The organism is Marinoscillum sp. HNIBRBA16962 (assembly GCF_057801515.1).
The window spans coordinates 3,621,309-3,635,303 of record NZ_CM173603.1; the positions used below are offsets into that span (position 1 = coordinate 3,621,309).

Annotated in this window: 22 protein-coding genes; 12 read left to right on the top strand and 10 right to left on the bottom strand. The window is 43.3% G+C overall.

From position 1 onward, the window contains the following. Nucleotides 1–41: 41 nt before the first annotated feature. From AC3E9V_RS14955 to AC3E9V_RS14985, 7 genes are all read right to left on the bottom strand, one after another. Nucleotides 42–1,319: a sensor histidine kinase gene (locus tag AC3E9V_RS14955; RefSeq protein ID WP_488748937.1), complete on the bottom strand. Its 1,278-nt coding sequence runs from the start codon at nt 1,317–1,319 to the stop codon at nt 42–44. Further along, nucleotides 1,316–1,993 carry a response regulator transcription factor gene (locus tag AC3E9V_RS14960; RefSeq protein ID WP_488748938.1) on the bottom strand — a complete coding sequence of 226 codons (678 nt, stop codon included), beginning with the start codon at nt 1,991–1,993 and terminating at the stop codon, nt 1,316–1,318. The genes AC3E9V_RS14955 and AC3E9V_RS14960 overlap by 4 nt, the downstream gene beginning before the upstream one ends. A 15-nt stretch (nt 1,994–2,008) precedes the next feature. Beyond that, on the bottom strand, nt 2,009–2,974 hold the full coding sequence (locus tag AC3E9V_RS14965; RefSeq protein ID WP_488748939.1) for an ROK family protein: 966 nt from the start codon (nt 2,972–2,974) through the stop codon (nt 2,009–2,011). 111 nt (nt 2,975–3,085) lie between these two features. After that, nucleotides 3,086–3,691, bottom strand: coding sequence for a hypothetical protein (locus AC3E9V_RS14970; RefSeq protein WP_488748940.1), 606 nt, complete (start codon nt 3,689–3,691; stop codon nt 3,086–3,088). After that, the gene (locus AC3E9V_RS14975; protein WP_488748941.1) at nt 3,691–4,197 is read right to left on the bottom strand and encodes an RNA polymerase sigma factor; all 507 of its coding nucleotides are present in this window, start codon (nt 4,195–4,197) and stop codon (nt 3,691–3,693) included. The genes AC3E9V_RS14970 and AC3E9V_RS14975 overlap by 1 nt, the downstream gene beginning before the upstream one ends. After that, nucleotides 4,194–4,385, bottom strand: coding sequence for a hypothetical protein (locus AC3E9V_RS14980; RefSeq protein WP_488748942.1), 192 nt, complete (start codon nt 4,383–4,385; stop codon nt 4,194–4,196). The genes AC3E9V_RS14975 and AC3E9V_RS14980 overlap by 4 nt, the downstream gene beginning before the upstream one ends. Before the next feature lie 109 nt (nt 4,386–4,494). Further along, the gene (locus AC3E9V_RS14985) at nt 4,495–4,749 is read right to left on the bottom strand and encodes a SemiSWEET transporter (RefSeq protein WP_488748943.1); all 255 of its coding nucleotides are present in this window, start codon (nt 4,747–4,749) and stop codon (nt 4,495–4,497) included. 87 nt (nt 4,750–4,836) lie between these two features. Here AC3E9V_RS14985 and AC3E9V_RS14990 point away from each other — a divergent pair, with 87 nt between their 5' ends. The 10 genes from AC3E9V_RS14990 to AC3E9V_RS15035 all read left to right on the top strand — a co-directional run bounded on the left by AC3E9V_RS14990 (nt 4,837) and on the right by AC3E9V_RS15035 (nt 9,244). Further along, on the top strand, nt 4,837–5,073 hold the full coding sequence (locus AC3E9V_RS14990) for a hypothetical protein (RefSeq protein WP_488748944.1): 237 nt from the start codon (nt 4,837–4,839) through the stop codon (nt 5,071–5,073). Nucleotides 5,074–5,083: 10 nt separating this feature from the next. Further along, nucleotides 5,084–5,662: an O-methyltransferase gene (locus AC3E9V_RS14995; protein ID WP_488748945.1), complete on the top strand. Its 579-nt coding sequence runs from the start codon at nt 5,084–5,086 to the stop codon at nt 5,660–5,662. A gap of 3 nt (nt 5,663–5,665) precedes the next feature. Beyond that, on the top strand, nt 5,666–5,926 hold the full coding sequence (locus tag AC3E9V_RS15000) for a hypothetical protein (RefSeq protein WP_488748946.1): 261 nt from the start codon (nt 5,666–5,668) through the stop codon (nt 5,924–5,926). After that, on the top strand, nt 5,923–6,177 hold the full coding sequence (locus tag AC3E9V_RS15005) for a hypothetical protein (RefSeq protein WP_488748947.1): 255 nt from the start codon (nt 5,923–5,925) through the stop codon (nt 6,175–6,177). Before AC3E9V_RS15000 ends, AC3E9V_RS15005 begins: the two co-directional genes overlap by 4 nt. Beyond that, nucleotides 6,174–6,560: a gamma-glutamylcyclotransferase family protein gene (locus tag AC3E9V_RS15010; RefSeq protein ID WP_488748948.1), complete on the top strand. Its 387-nt coding sequence runs from the start codon at nt 6,174–6,176 to the stop codon at nt 6,558–6,560. The genes AC3E9V_RS15005 and AC3E9V_RS15010 overlap by 4 nt, the downstream gene beginning before the upstream one ends. A gap of 51 nt (nt 6,561–6,611) precedes the next feature. Further along, on the top strand, nt 6,612–7,178 hold the full coding sequence (locus tag AC3E9V_RS15015; RefSeq protein ID WP_488748949.1) for a YdeI/OmpD-associated family protein: 567 nt from the start codon (nt 6,612–6,614) through the stop codon (nt 7,176–7,178). 80 nt (nt 7,179–7,258) lie between these two features. Beyond that, entirely contained in the window at nt 7,259–7,684 is a 426-nt protein-coding gene (locus AC3E9V_RS15020; protein WP_488748950.1) for a VOC family protein, read from the top strand. 59 nt (nt 7,685–7,743) lie between these two features. After that, a complete protein-coding gene (locus AC3E9V_RS15025) occupies nt 7,744–8,094 on the top strand; it encodes a C2 domain-containing protein (protein ID WP_488748951.1) in 351 nt (116 codons plus the stop codon). A 559-nt stretch (nt 8,095–8,653) separates the two neighbouring features. Continuing rightward, nucleotides 8,654–8,950 carry a thioredoxin gene (gene trxA / locus AC3E9V_RS15030; RefSeq protein ID WP_488748952.1) on the top strand — a complete coding sequence of 99 codons (297 nt, stop codon included), beginning with the start codon at nt 8,654–8,656 and terminating at the stop codon, nt 8,948–8,950. A 96-nt stretch (nt 8,951–9,046) separates the two neighbouring features. Continuing rightward, complete coding sequence (locus tag AC3E9V_RS15035) at nt 9,047–9,244, top strand: hypothetical protein (RefSeq protein WP_488748953.1); 198 nt, start codon at nt 9,047–9,049, stop codon at nt 9,242–9,244. A 619-nt stretch (nt 9,245–9,863) separates the two neighbouring features. Here AC3E9V_RS15035 and AC3E9V_RS15040 read toward each other — a convergent pair. Further along, on the bottom strand, nt 9,864–11,918 hold the full coding sequence (locus AC3E9V_RS15040; protein ID WP_488748954.1) for a penicillin acylase family protein: 2,055 nt from the start codon (nt 11,916–11,918) through the stop codon (nt 9,864–9,866). A gap of 121 nt (nt 11,919–12,039) precedes the next feature. On the opposite strand from AC3E9V_RS15040, the gene AC3E9V_RS15045 reads away from it, so the two are divergent. Next, nucleotides 12,040–12,570: an inorganic diphosphatase gene (locus AC3E9V_RS15045; RefSeq protein ID WP_488748955.1), complete on the top strand. Its 531-nt coding sequence runs from the start codon at nt 12,040–12,042 to the stop codon at nt 12,568–12,570. A gap of 4 nt (nt 12,571–12,574) precedes the next feature. Here the strand turns inward: AC3E9V_RS15045 and AC3E9V_RS15050 are convergent, their stop codons facing one another. Beyond that, on the bottom strand, nt 12,575–12,901 hold the full coding sequence (locus AC3E9V_RS15050) for a hypothetical protein (RefSeq protein ID WP_488748956.1): 327 nt from the start codon (nt 12,899–12,901) through the stop codon (nt 12,575–12,577). Further along, complete coding sequence (locus AC3E9V_RS15055; protein ID WP_488748957.1) at nt 12,898–13,449, bottom strand: RNA polymerase sigma factor; 552 nt, start codon at nt 13,447–13,449, stop codon at nt 12,898–12,900. The genes AC3E9V_RS15050 and AC3E9V_RS15055 overlap by 4 nt, the downstream gene beginning before the upstream one ends. 135 nt (nt 13,450–13,584) lie before the next feature. On the opposite strand from AC3E9V_RS15055, the gene AC3E9V_RS15060 reads away from it, so the two are divergent. Then, nucleotides 13,585–13,935 (top strand): DUF6249 domain-containing protein, encoded by a 351-nt coding sequence (locus AC3E9V_RS15060; RefSeq protein WP_488748958.1) that lies wholly within the window; start codon nt 13,585–13,587, stop codon nt 13,933–13,935. The last annotated feature ends 60 nt before the right edge of the window (nt 13,936–13,995 follow it).

Sequence of the window (13,995 nt, forward strand, 5' to 3'; positions counted from 1 at the left end):
ACTATCCCGCCGCAACTAGTAGAAAATACGGAAAAACACGGTCAGACTACTAATGAACTGAAATCAATGGTGATAATATGCCAGCCATCCTTATAGATGTATTCGATTTGCATATCGTAAAACTCTACAATTCGCCTGACCAGTGACAAGCCAAGTCCTGATCCATCAGCCGAGATTTGAGCTGAGCGCTTAAACCTGTCAAATAGTTGATCAGTAGAAATAGCAGGCTCTTTTCCGGTGTTTTTTATAAGGAAGGTATTCCTGTCAAGTTCAAAATGAATGCTGCCTGAAGTTACATTATGCTTGATAGCATTCCCTATCAGGTTTGTGATCAGCATAAAGACAAGATCATTATTGGCCATGATCTTTGGGTCGGCCTTTATATCCTTTGTCACCTTTAAATCCTTCATTTCTATCACCTCCTCCAGCGCTTCCAGCTTCATATCAATAAACTCCCGGATATTGATGGGTTCAGCTTCCAAATATTGATTGTTTTCAATTTTTGAAAGCATCGAAAGCCCTTCTTTGAGTCGTGAAAGACGAGTGGCCGCCTCGTAGATCCGGGATATGTCAGTCAGCACCTCTTCACTAAGTGGTTCCTGCAGAAGTACTTCAGCTTTGTTTTTAATGATAGCGAGAGGAGTCTGTATCTCATGAGAGGTATTCTCGGTATATTCCTTCAGGTTCTTATAGTCCCGGATGTTTTTTTCGATCATCATATCCAGGACTGATTTCAGCTCCCTAAACTCTTCTACATTATTGGTATCCACACTGATAGGGACGGGCTTTTTAATATTAAAATGGGAAAGCTGGTTTACAATCTGATGAAAAGGCGCCCAAAGCCGTTTAAATATGAAACGATTCAGGACTCCCAGGGATATGGCCAGAGCAAGCACCAGACCAATCATAATCTCACTGATACCTTCTATCAGGTCCTGGTTGGGAAGCAGCGACTTCTTAATTTGGATAATGTAGTATTTGCCATTAAACTGATCCGAAAATGTCATGATCCGAAACGGGAGCTCTTTTTTCTCATACTGATCGTACATCACCGTATCCCTCAAAGTGGTTTCCAGATTTGGGTCTGAGTCCACTTCCTCCACTTCGATCAGGTCACCAATATTAAGGTAATAGGTGTCCTTCAGGTCATCGTAAGTGTGCAGCTCATAAATAAGCTGTTTTTTTTCAGCCAGCAGCTTTTCATTAAACTCTTTGTTGATAATGGATTTTAAAGTGAAATATGCTGACACACTCCCAATTGCAAAGACGAGGATCAAAACGACCAGGTAATACCGATTAGCAATGGAAAGCAGTTTCATTCTTTGGCGAGCTTATATCCTATCCCGTATACGGTCTTTATGTAATCATTACCTCCCTTTTCCTGGATTTTCTTCCTCAGGTTTTTCAGGTGAGAATATATGAAATCAAAAGAATCTGCCATATCCATATCATCCCCCCAGAGGTGTTCTGCGATAGACTCCTTGGTAATTACCCTGTTTTGATTGGATATGAAATATAAAAGCAGGTCAAATTCTTTCTTCGTCAGTGATAAAGGTTCTTCATTTACCGTGACGCGGTGTTCATATGGCTCAACCTTTATCTCATTGAAGGTAATTTCATTTTGTGCATCGAAGCTTCTTCTGCGAATGACTGCTTTTACCCGCGCATTGAGTTCAGACAGATCAAAGGGCTTGGTCATGTAATCATCAGCTCCGATATCAAGCCCTCTAATTCGATCCTCCAGCGCATTTTTGGCCGAGACTATAATGATGCCTGATTTGGACTTCAGGTCTTTCAGACGCTGAATAACCTCCAGTCCGCTACCATCTGGCAACGTAATATCCACAATTACACAATCATAAGAATACAACCAGGCTTTTTCCAGGGCGTCATTAAGGTTTTCAGCCCATTCTACATGATATCCTTCTTTTTTAAGATACCGGATCATAGAATCCGCAAGACCAGTTTCGTCTTCTACAAGCAGGATATTCATAGTATAGTATAAAAGTTAGTCTTCCTTGTACTGCTCCCAAACCAGGGCTGCTGCACCCAGAATGGCGGCATTTTTATCCATCATGCCTGAAGGTAGAAGTTTGACTTTCCCTTTGTAAAACGGTAATAAATTTTCTTCCAGATGTCTGCTGGCCGGGTCAAAGATCCATTTGCCCGCTTTTGCAAGACCTCCAAGCAAAAAGTAAGCTTCGGGATGGGAGAAGGTGGTAAAGTTAGCCAACTGCTCACCCAGGATACGTCCGGTCATCTCAAAAGCGGCCCGGGCAATCGGGTCACCATTTTCTGCTGCTTTGGTAATCATCTCTCCATGCAGGTCATTATACGAGTAATTTCTTAACTCACTGTCATCCATCAGGTCTGAGAGGAGAAAAAACACTGTTCTCTTGAGTCCTGTGGAGGATACATAGGCTTCCAGTCCACCCCTGCGGCCCAGCCCCGTCATCCGGCCTCCTCGCTCAATCATCACATGTCCAAGCTCACCCGCCTGCGAGTCAAACCCATAAATAAGTTTACCATTTGCCACGATACCACTGCCGAGTCCGGTTCCCAGAGTGATGACCATAAAGTCCTTCATCTCCTGAGCGCTACCATATATCATCTCACCGATAGCTGCAGCACTCGCGTCATTGGTTATGAATACAGGAAGGTCATAGCGCTCTTTCAGTTTTTCACTAAAAGGAACTACCCCTTTCCATATGAGATTGGCTGCATATTCGATCGTACCTCTGAAAGCATTTGCATTAGGAGCTCCTACCCCAATACCCAGTACCTCGTATTCAAAATCCAGTTTCTTCTTTAATGATTCAATGTGGTTTTTAAGCTCATCCAGGTAATCGTCAAAGACCTCATGTGTACTGGTAGGAAAATCCGTATGTTGAAAAAGTGTACCTCCCCGGTCTACAATCCCTACTTTTGTCAATGTGCCTCCTATATCTACTCCTATTGCAACTTTCTTTGCCATTTGATCCTAATCTCTTTGCTTCTTGATTATGGCCAAAGATATGAAGATCAAATTAACGATTTTACAAATTTGAAAAGGAATAAGGGCGTGCAATTTATGAGAACGATTGTATTAGATTTTTTTTATGTCCAGGTCATGTTTGAACCGCTCCAGGTCTGAAATCAAAGGCTCCAGGTTTTTCCTGAAACGCCTGATCTTATAGATGTAAGAAAGATAACTGATCAGAAAAATGTAAGCCCAGTTGATATTGGTTACCCAAAAGACAAACTCCGTAGTGGCATGTTCCATCAAAGAATATGCATAAGCATTGATAAGTACACCGAGCAGAAATCCATATACCGGTGATAACTGGATGACTTTCTTGTTTCTTTTTAGTCGCTTAAGCTGATGAACAATATACTCCTCGCTGGACTCGCCAAGGTGCGCGGCAGGTTTCAGAGACCGCTTCCACAAAATGACGAGCACCAGGCCCATCAGTAAGATCACTCCTGAAATAGAAAGATAAAACAGCAGCGACTCATCCGGGTAATTAACCATTACAGATACCAGGTACACCGATGTAGCAAGCATACAGAAAGAGGCGAACACATTGGTTCTTCGGATCTTTCTGCGCTGCTTATCCAATGCCAGCTGTATAGAGTCCTCCAGCTTTTCTGCCTTTTCAGAACTTATAGACTGACTTTTCCAAATTGATTTAAGGTTTTCCAACTCATCCATCACTGCATCATTTTGGCCAATTTTTCTTTTATACGGTTGATCTTTACCCCTATGTAATTAGTGTCCTTACCTACTACCTCTGCTATCTCTTTATAAGAAAGATCTTCCAGGTAAAGCCCTATGATGATCCTCTGATCCTCTTGAAGCTGTTTGATAAGGTCCATCATTTGATTGAGCTGAATCTCAACTTTTATTTTTTCATTCCGCTCTGAGAGATCATCTTTGAGGGCATGCTCATATCCATTAATCGAAACATTTTCCGATGCGTTTCTACTAAGCTTCCTCCGGTAAGTAATAGCAGTGTTTACGGTGATCCGATAGATCCACGTACTGAGTTTGGCGTTTCCTTTAAACCCGGGCAAGGCTTTCCAGATATTAATAAGCACTTCCTGAAACAGATCATCAACTTCTTCTGAAAAACCCAGGTAAGCCCTGCATATTCGATAAATAGACGGCTTGTTTTCAGCTACAATCTCAGCAAAATCAACTTTGGGTTGTCCACTCATCTACTGATGAACTTCAATACCGTGGAACTTACCACTCCTGTGAACTGTGTAGTTATCTGGTTTTTTACCTGGTGATGACTCCCGGAGGTCAACCTTGAAGTCGGAATATCTACCTGCATAGTATAAACCAAAAACAAAGCGATCATAATCCCCAAAACAATCAAATACTTCCTGAATGGCTTTTTCATCGGCTTATTGTTTTCACTCGCTTATTTAGTCTCAAGCCTGGCCGATTTGTTACAAGTTTGATCAAAGTTTTTTTTAAAAGAATATACCAACTAATTGACTCACAGTAAATTATCCATACTTAACCTTATGATACAAAATAGAAACGGCCAGAAAAAAGGTGAGCGAATTGGCCACAATCATGGGCCAGTTGGTGATAATCACTCCATAGGCCAGCCAGAGAATAATACCTATACAAAAGATCAAAAACATCGGGAGGGACAAATCTCGGGCAGACTTAGTGCGCCAGGTCTTAACTGCCTGCGGCAGGAAAGCAATAGTAGTACAAAAAGCAGCAGTAAATCCAAGCAGTTCCGTGTAAATCATTATTTTAGAAATTCATTCAGTAAAATCACTACAAATATGCATCAGAAAGTCTGGTGCAGATTCATTATTGATTAAAACACCGCCATTATGAAGAAATATATCTTTCACGTCTTGTACATCATGGTCATTCTGTTTTTAGTTGTGTTAGCTTATATTCGTTCTAATGAAGCCGTAAAGCAGGAGCAATTGGCCAGGGAATTTGCTGAAAGAGCAGCGAAAACAGAAAAACTGGCAGAGCAAGAAGCTGCTCGGGCTATTATGGAAGAAACTAAAGCTTTGGAGATTAAAAAAGAACTCGAAGCCTGTAAAGCCGCTCAGAAATAAACTTTTCTTTATGAATGAATCCATCCGACCACAGATTCCCTCTTTATTGTCTGAGCTGGAGTCCAAATGCAAAGAAATTGGCTTTACTATGCCCTCGGACAGACTCGTTGGCTCCCTGCTAAAAACACTGATTTCGTCTAAAAATGATGCTTTGGTGCTGGAACTTGGAACGGGCATTGGGTTATCTTTAAGCTGGATGGCAGACGGACTTACTGAAAACTCCAGGCTTATCACAATAGATAATGATGCTGAACTGATTAAGATCGCCAGAAACTATTTCGGCTCTAGCGCCAAAGTAGAGATCATATGTGCCGATGGATCTGATTGGATACTAAACTACCGGGGACCGAAGTTTGACCTGATCTTTGCAGATGCCTGGCCGGGAAAATACAGTGAACTGGAAGAAACTTTGGCCCTGGTGAAAAGCGGGGGGTTCTATATCATTGATGATATGCTCCCTCAGTCCAACTGGCCGGAAGGTCACGAAGAGAAAGCTGAAAAGCTTGCTGAAACCCTTGAAAACAGGCAAGACATTCAGATGACCCGGATAGACTGGTCTACGGGAATAATAATTTGCACCAAACTTTAATCAATGAAAAAATATACGATACATTTTATCTACATCCTGATCATCGCCGCCCTGGCGGTTTTCAGCCGGATGAAGACTAACGAGCTGACCGAAAAAATAGAAGAATATAAAGAGATGGCTGAAAGACAACAGCAAATTGCTGAGGAGCAGGCGGCTATGTCAGTAGAAGCTCAACAGGCAGCCGAACAAATGGCAGCTGAAGCCATGAAACAAGCTAAACTGGCACAGAAAGCAATTGAGGATTGTGAATCGAAGCAGAAATGAAAAAATACGGCATACACTTCATCTATATCCTGATCATCGCCGCCCTGGCGGTTTTCAGCCGGATGAAAACTAATGAGCTTGAAAGTCAGGTTGATAAGTACAAAGAGATTGCTGAAGTAAACGAAAAGCGAGCGGAGCTGGAAGCCGCAAGAGCTGTTGAGCAACAGGCCCTTGCAGAGCAGCAAATGGTTATAGCAGAACAACAGAGGCTGGCGGCAGAAGAAGCGTTAAAGGATTGTCAGGGTAAATGAGCGAGTACCTCTTCGCATATGGTTTTCTGAAGAGAGCCTATCATGGAAACTCACAAACCAAAACGCCTCCTATGGATGTGGACTTTGTTTGTCCGGGATTTTACCAGGGCAGGATCTATCGCATCGTTCATTACCCGGGAGTCGTTTTTGATAAGGCTGCAGGCTATGTTGTACGGGGAGAAGTTTTTAAAATGCAGCATCCGGATAAACTGCTGCCAGTTTTAGACCAATACGAACATGCTCTTCCGCTTGTCAAAGCCAATCCTGAATACGAACGTGTAATCAGACCCATAAAAACTCCTGAAGGCTTTCTGGACTGCTGGGTTTATGAATACCTGAAACCGGTAAATGAAGCAAACCGCATTCAGAGTGGTTCATTTTAGTCATACAGCTCCACTTTTCGTAACTTGAAGCGAAGGTAACGATCACAAAAAATGGACACCTTCTATCCTAAAAACCGGAAAGAATGGCACGAATGGCTGACTAAGAATCACAGGAGTGCCAATGAGATATGGGTGGTTTACTATAAGAAACACACTAAAAAACCTACTGTGCCTTACCATGCATCTCTGGAAGAAGCTATCTGTTTTGGATGGATAGACGGACTGATCAAACGAGTGGATGATGAAAAGTACGTCAGACGATTTGGCCCCAGAAAGCCCGGAAGTCTTTGGTCTAAAGTAAATCGCGAAATAGCCGAAAAGCTCCTGGCTGATAACAAGGTGTCCCCGTATGGATTAGAAAAAATAAATGAAGCCAAACACTCTGGCAGGTGGGATGCGGCCTATGACATGCAAACACGAGCTGAAATTCCCAAAGACCTGGAAGCCGCTTTAAAAAATAAACCCACAGCATGGAAGAATTTTAATGCACTTACCCAATCCTATCAGGCACGATATATCTTTTACATAAACATGGCTAAAAGAAAAGCAACCAGAGAAAAACGAATAAAAATGGTCGCAGAGAATGCGGAGAAAAACATAAAGCCAGGTATGTCCTGATTTCTCCTCATCCTTTCGGGTGATTTTTCTACTACCGCTTGACTTCCAGACAGAATTCCTGCTTCTTTGATCAAAAAAGCATGGACGATAAACCAAGGGTAACAGGAGTCGGAGGCATCTTTTTTAAATCCAAAGACCCCGAAAAGATCAAAAACTGGTACAAAGACAATCTGGGACTTGTCACAGATAAGTATGGTTCCCTTTTCGAATTTCGAAACACAAATGACCCGGATAAACTGAACTACCTGCAATGGAGTCCGTTTCAGGATGACACTACCTATTTCCAGCCTTCAGAAAAGGAATTTATGGTTAACTACCGGGTGACCCACATCGAAAAGCTGGTAGAGAACCTGAAAAAAGCGGGGGTGAAAGTAGTGGATGAGATCGAAGAATATGATTACGGAAAGTTCGTACATATTATGGATCCTGAGGGCAACAAGATTGAACTATGGGAGCCTGTAGACGAGGTTTTCACTGACTTTCAGAAAGGAAATACTACCAAGTAGAACCAGAAAAGAGAAAAGTTGCGTATTTTCATCCCTTTAATCATCGCATTTTACCAATTATGCCTACCGTACACCTAACCAAGCTTCAGTGTATCGTCAATGACGAAGTAGATGAGGATGAAGTGTTTCTCAAATACAATGGAGAAAAAATCTGGCCGGTTAACGAGAAGTTTGTCGGGATTGACATCTCCGAAACTTTTGATCTGGATGTGGATATAGAGCACGATGATCCCCATAAGCCTATCGTTATTGAGCTCTGGGACTATGACTACCTCAGCCCCAATGATTTTCTCGGTACGTTTGAGATGATCCTTGGTGAGGATAAGTTTGGGAAGTTCTCTACCAGCATGAAGATCAAGGAGAAGGGAACTACGGCATCTTATATTCTTTATTGGTCTTTGGGTTCTTAGGGCTTTGGGTATTTAGGTTCTTTGGGCTATTAAGACTTTTGGTTGTTGGCGCTTTGGGTTGTTCTGCAAACTTATTTAGGGCAATTTATTGGACTTGTACTCATTGAAATCACGTTTTTCTCCAAGATATTCATCTATAGACTGGATCGATTCTTTAATATCAAAGAGGTATTTGAGGATTTCACACTGCATAGAGCAACTATTTTGAGTTGTTGAGGCTTAAGGTCCAAACTCCTAAATATCCTAACACCCTAACCTTCCTAACCTGGCCTGGCCAGAACCAAAGCAACTCAGGAGCAGTAGGCAGTGGGGTAAACCAGATCTGTGTTTCCGTACATTCTCCATCAGCATCGGTCATTTTACTTGAAAAATATTTCGGATATATATCCTCTACTATCCATATGTTTTTTATTAACTGCCAACTGCTCCTGCCAACTACCGCTACTGTTTTATTATTCCAAAAAAATATTCTGCCAAATTATGTCAGGATTTGAATCTTAAGGTACTAATGCCCCAACTCCCGCAACTTTTCCACCCCATTTTGAGTTATTGATTCGCTATGGCGAAATTCCACGAACTGATCAATCAAAATACACCTACACTGGTAGACTTCTATGCAGACTGGTGTGGCCCATGCAAAATGATGCCGCCCATCCTTGATGAGGTGAAAAATAATCTTGGTAGCAACATACACATACTGAAAGTAGATGTGGACCGTAACAATAAAGCAGCCATGAAGTACAATATCCGCAGTATCCCTACTCTCCTCCTATTCAAAAATGGTAAAGTCGTCTGGCGAAAAACCGGCGTAGCTCAGGCAGGTGAGATACAAGCCGCTGTGAAGAAGGTGGCGTAGTTGGGTTGTTTAGGTTGTTGGGTTACTGAGGTCTCAGTAAGGGTTAACAGCTGTTTTTCCAATTGGGTCTTATAACGATTGATTTCACTTTCCAAAGTGCCAATTTTTTCATTTAAATTATCGATAACCTCTGCTGGAATCTATCAGCAGCTTGATCTGGGCAAACTGGATATTGCCAACGAAAAGGGTACGGAGGTGAGCGTACTGCTGGCTGCTATGAACGGCGAGCAGGCCGACAAAAACAGTGCGAAGATCTTGCGTGACAAAGCCTATACCCTGCTGAAGATGCCATAGATGAGATCCGGGAGGTCGGTAAGTTTGTCTTTCGGAAGGATGAGAAGCGGCTGCAGGGCTACTACAGTGCGAACTGGACCAGCAAGTAAGCCTCCATGGTGCACTAAGGTACCTCCATGTTGGTATTACACCCCTCCATGTTAATGTAGTACCCTACATGTTGGTCATAGACCCCTCCATGTTAATGTAGTACCCCTCCATGTTGATCATATACCCCTCCATGCCGGGCATGGAGCATGCGAGCAGTAACATGACGGAATATTATTTTGCATGGAGGCTAAAATATCAACATGACAGAATTTTATTTGGCATGGAGGAGAGGAAATTACCCGGGATGGGCTCTGATGGTGCATGAGTGGTCCCGCAAGATTCATACTTCTCATCTGGTATGGCGCACTTCTGGAACAGTCAAAGGTACACGTGTTTCTGTGGGACACATCATTGGACTACTTGTTCAAGGCTGAACAGAACAACAAATTCTTGAAATTATCCTCCTATCACAGGCGCCCCCTATGGCGCTTGTCCATCTACCTCCGGCATGAAAGTTACCAAGTTACCTTTCCCCACCCTGTGGTTCCGGAATATCACATGGTCTGTGCCCCAGACCCTGGCATAATACCTACCCCGGATGATAAACAGCTTCAGCATTTTCCCGAACCTTTTCAATGTCCAGCGTCATCCTTTTGCGCTGCTGTTTTAAAAACATCAGCATCTGGTCCTTGTAGTGCGGACTCTCCGGGTGATTGGATGCGCCAAAGACATTGATCGTCTCGATGATGGGTAACCCCTCCTCCGGATACCGGACCAGCATGATGTAAGATTCTCCCTGTACAGCTTGGGTCCGCCCATGCTTGTAAGGTTCGGCATCCATAGCAGTAATCACATCTATGATTCCGCTAACAGGCACTTCAAAATCTCCTCTGACCAGCAGCTGATAATCGCCGAGTGTAATATCGATGCGGCTGAAATACTTCTTCAGGTACCGGTGAGTGTATGCTATCGCCTCCCAAGCTTCTTCCTCGGTAAGCGGATAAGGAACACCGGTATATTTAGAGCGATGCTGCTCTACCAGGAATCTGTAGAGGATCATAAACTGGGCGGCTCCTTTGCTCTTAAAGTGGGCAGTCCGGTCCCAGGTATGCAGTACTTTAATGAGTGAAGCATACTTCATATTCTCCAAGCTGTCCAGCTCCCAGAGCGGGTCCAGGTCTACCGGGTAAGCAAGCTCTTTTGGAAGAGAATCATCGTATTTGATTTTAAGAAAATCCTCCCAGCTTACCGAGTCATACCGGCTGACCAACTCCACAAATCGCGTACTTCGGTTGTTCTCAAATTCGCGGTAGCCCATGGTAGGGTCATAGTCGTTCTGATCCACATTGTCCGGCTCAGCAGTTGCATTGAAAGCACCATTATTGGTATTGAAGACGTAACCCGATTTTGGGTTCAGAACCTGGGGCAGATCCGCAAGCTGGTGAAACGAATTCCAAAGGGTTGCGGAGGTATCACCGGGCAGTGTGCCGGACCAGTCATAGTTGGGATCTCGGATGGGTATTTTGCCGTTACCCAGGTAATAGATATTATCCTCCCGATCAGCATATACGATGTTGAATCCGGGGATAGCCACCATCGCCAGCGCCTCCCTAAACTCCTCCCAGTTTGTGGCTTTGTTCATCCGGTACCATTGCTCAGGGGCACGCAGGTCGTGGAGTGTTCCCAGGTTAAAAGCAAAAAAGCCTTTATTGTTTTTGATCACAGGTCCGTAAACGCTCCGGTAAACCTCCCTTTTGACCCTTATTTTTATGCCAAATAATATTCTGACTGAAAGTTTAACTTCTTTTAAATCAAGGGTTTTCCACTCATTATCAAACTTATACTTTAATGGATATTCAGGATGCATTTCCAGCTGATAAACATCTATCTTATCAGGGTAATTTACCGTATGGGCCCATCCCAGATCCTCATTAGTCCCATGAAAAATAGTAGCTGCTCCGGGGAACAAACCACCCAAAGCATTCCATCCTTCGTCGCTTACCAGGTGAGCCTCATACCAGGCTGTAGGTCCCTCCAATGGCTGGTGCGAATTGACATTCAAATACACATACTCGTCTGTGGTTTTTCTCCGGCTAAATGCAAATGCATTGGAGCCATTTCCTTTTGGTTTTTGGGCTTCTTCCACCCTGCCCGTGACCAAATTACCGATCACCCAATCCACCCCTGAAATGACCGATAGTGAAAGCACATAAGCTGACAAAACCTCTTTGACGGTAACCGGAAAAGCGTCCTCCACCAGCACCTCTTTCGGGTACCTTTTTGCATAGGCGTTGATCCCGTTGGTATAGCCGGTTATTACTTCTTTGTAGTCATCAGATAAGGAGTCCCACTCCTGCTCCACCACTTTATCACATCGCAAAAGCGCGGTTACATAATCAGCTTTTGCACCATCTTTCCCAAGGTGCTGACCAAGCATTTGTTTAGCTGCCAATAAGGTGAGCTGCATGGTTTTGAAATCATCTTCCGAATGCGCCCAGGCCAACCCGTAAGCCACCCCTGCATCTGTGGGAGCATAGATATGAGGAACACCAAAAGTATCTCTTATGATTTCTATTTGCTTCGGGTCCTGCCCCAACAAGATATGAACAAGAAAAAAACCAATCAGGCAAAGTGGGGTTCTCATAAAAGGTTAATGTACTTTTGGGTTAAGGGCATCACAAGATAATAATTCCAAACCAGAGTGATTTCATCCCTGAGACCCAAATGAAAAGAACTTTAAATTAAATCTAACAAACGAATAAGTTATGATGAACCCGTGGCACAGTGTCCGAATTGGCAAAGAATCACCCGGTGTTGTAAATGGCATCATCGAAATTCCTCAGGGTAGCCGGGCCAAATATGAACTGGACAAAGATTCCGGTATGCTCATACTGGATCGCGTGATCTACTCCTCCATGTATTATCCCGCAAACTACGGGTTCATTCCCCGTACTTACTGTGATGATGGCGACCCGCTGGATATCCTTGTTCTTTCCCAAATCGTGCTGGAGCCTCTCTGCATCGTTCCCGCTAAAGTCCTGGGTGTGATGCAGATGCTGGACCAGGGAGAAAAAGATGATAAGATCATCGCAGTGGCAGATGGCGATATGAGCGTAAGCCACCTCAACGATGTCTCAGACCTGGGACCGCATTTTGTCCGGGAGTTGAAAAATTTCTTTGAGGATTACAAAAAGCTGGAGAATAAGACTGTAGTGATCGAAGAAATGCAGGGACGCAATGTAGCCATAGAGATTATCGATAAAGCGATCTCCGATTACACCAAAAAATTTGGTTAGGCTTTCAAGTCAACTGGTGTTTTTTCTTTATGATCCTACTGTCCAAAACCTGGATCAGCACCACCAGCAGACCGGTAACAACCGCCCACCCACTCACGTCCATCAGCTGAGCGAGGATCTCTTTGTCCAGAAATACTCCAAGACTGACTCCTGAGATAACCAAAAAACCAACAATAGCCGCAATAAGAGCATTGGCATAGTGCTTTTCATCAGCCTCTTTACGCAGGTCTATTTTATGAAGCACTTTATCCGCAAAGTCGTCAGATAATGAAAACTTTGGCTCAGTTTTTAAGGCTTTATCCAGCTGCTCATCAATGTTTTTTCGGTTCATAATTGATGTATTTCCTTCCCAATATAAGGCATAGACAGGTCTTTTAGTTTCTGTCTCGCTCTAAACAAATAATTTTTCACGGTACCTTCCGGCATTCCCGTCACCTCTACAATCTCCGGATAGTTAAATCCGTCAATGTGATAGAGCGTTAACACTGTGCGGTAATTCAATGGCATCTGCTCAATCAGCGTATGAATAAACCTGGCATAATCCTTATCCTCCAGCTCCTTATCTTCCTTTCCTACGGAAAAAGCCACATGATCCAGATCTTCCTCTTCGAGCCTCCTTTTGCTCTTCTTTAAAAAATTGATCGCCATACGATAAGCTATCGTGGCAATCCAGGTGGAGAGCTTTGAATCAAACTTAAAGTTTCCCAGATTATCATAGATTTTGACAAAGATATCCTGGCATAGCTCTTCCCTGTCCAGGTCATTGTCAACCAGTCTTGCCACCATATGAGCCACCAGGCGCCGATAGGTGTTTATCAGCTCTTTAAATGCCTGTGCATCTCCATCCAGGATTCTTTTTACCAGACTTCTATCATCCATTCAGCACATATGACATCAGTCTTTTTTGTGATGTTGCAATTACCCATAGAATTTACGAAAAATTTTTTCTAAAACCTTGCAACATTTCACTTACACCTTACTGTCATAAGAAGAAACAAACAAAAATTCAAAATCATGGATCACAATTTAATGGAAGTACTATTACCTGTAGGCGTGCTCGGAACCATAGCTGCGGGTATCGTTTTGTTTACCAAAACCCTTACAGACTACTATCTTAAGAAAAAGATGGTCGATAAAGGGCTTGTAGGTGATGACGCTACACAACTACTGAAAAGCCAGTCCGAATCAAGACTAAGTTCCCTGAAATGGGGATTGATCATACTTTTTGGAGGACTGGGATTGATCCTGTTGGATGCCATACCTTACCGGTACGACTCGGCACTTCCTTACGGGATCTTTGCTGTGAGTGTCAGTCTTGGATTTCTGGTCTATTACTTCATGGTGCGGCGTATGGGTACCGAGTAAAACCCTCAGATACTCTTATAAAACCTCATCTGATAATCCGGCAGACTCTTTGAGAAGGGA

Excerpts from the sequence above, each read along its gene's own strand:
- AC3E9V_RS15055 (WP_488748957.1), bottom strand. The coding sequence starts at position 13,449 with ATGGATGATAGAAGTCTGGTAAAAAGAATCCTGGATGGAGATGCACAG.
- AC3E9V_RS14995 (WP_488748945.1), top strand. The coding sequence starts at position 5,084 with ATGAATGAATCCATCCGACCACAGATTCCCTCTTTATTGTCTGAGCTG.
- AC3E9V_RS15060 (WP_488748958.1), top strand. The coding sequence starts at position 13,585 with ATGGATCACAATTTAATGGAAGTACTATTACCTGTAGGCGTGCTCGGA.
- AC3E9V_RS15005 (WP_488748947.1), top strand. The coding sequence starts at position 5,923 with ATGAAAAAATACGGCATACACTTCATCTATATCCTGATCATCGCCGCC.
- AC3E9V_RS15015 (WP_488748949.1), top strand. The coding sequence starts at position 6,612 with ATGGACACCTTCTATCCTAAAAACCGGAAAGAATGGCACGAATGGCTG.
- AC3E9V_RS15025 (WP_488748951.1), top strand. The coding sequence starts at position 7,744 with ATGCCTACCGTACACCTAACCAAGCTTCAGTGTATCGTCAATGACGAA.
- AC3E9V_RS14975 (WP_488748941.1), bottom strand. The coding sequence starts at position 4,197 with ATGAGTGGACAACCCAAAGTTGATTTTGCTGAGATTGTAGCTGAAAAC.
- AC3E9V_RS14985 (WP_488748943.1), bottom strand. The coding sequence starts at position 4,749 with ATGATTTACACGGAACTGCTTGGATTTACTGCTGCTTTTTGTACTACT.
- trxA (WP_488748952.1), top strand. The coding sequence starts at position 8,654 with ATGGCGAAATTCCACGAACTGATCAATCAAAATACACCTACACTGGTA.
- AC3E9V_RS15040 (WP_488748954.1), bottom strand. The coding sequence starts at position 11,918 with ATGAGAACCCCACTTTGCCTGATTGGTTTTTTTCTTGTTCATATCTTG.
- AC3E9V_RS15000 (WP_488748946.1), top strand. The coding sequence starts at position 5,666 with ATGAAAAAATATACGATACATTTTATCTACATCCTGATCATCGCCGCC.
- AC3E9V_RS15020 (WP_488748950.1), top strand. The coding sequence starts at position 7,259 with ATGGACGATAAACCAAGGGTAACAGGAGTCGGAGGCATCTTTTTTAAA.
- AC3E9V_RS14955 (WP_488748937.1), bottom strand. The coding sequence starts at position 1,319 with ATGAAACTGCTTTCCATTGCTAATCGGTATTACCTGGTCGTTTTGATC.
- AC3E9V_RS14960 (WP_488748938.1), bottom strand. The coding sequence starts at position 1,993 with ATGAATATCCTGCTTGTAGAAGACGAAACTGGTCTTGCGGATTCTATG.
- AC3E9V_RS14990 (WP_488748944.1), top strand. The coding sequence starts at position 4,837 with ATGAAGAAATATATCTTTCACGTCTTGTACATCATGGTCATTCTGTTT.
- AC3E9V_RS15010 (WP_488748948.1), top strand. The coding sequence starts at position 6,174 with ATGAGCGAGTACCTCTTCGCATATGGTTTTCTGAAGAGAGCCTATCAT.
- AC3E9V_RS14970 (WP_488748940.1), bottom strand. The coding sequence starts at position 3,691 with ATGGATGAGTTGGAAAACCTTAAATCAATTTGGAAAAGTCAGTCTATA.
- AC3E9V_RS15050 (WP_488748956.1), bottom strand. The coding sequence starts at position 12,901 with ATGAACCGAAAAAACATTGATGAGCAGCTGGATAAAGCCTTAAAAACT.
- AC3E9V_RS14965 (WP_488748939.1), bottom strand. The coding sequence starts at position 2,974 with ATGGCAAAGAAAGTTGCAATAGGAGTAGATATAGGAGGCACATTGACA.
- AC3E9V_RS15045 (WP_488748955.1), top strand. The coding sequence starts at position 12,040 with ATGATGAACCCGTGGCACAGTGTCCGAATTGGCAAAGAATCACCCGGT.
- AC3E9V_RS14980 (WP_488748942.1), bottom strand. The coding sequence starts at position 4,385 with ATGAAAAAGCCATTCAGGAAGTATTTGATTGTTTTGGGGATTATGATC.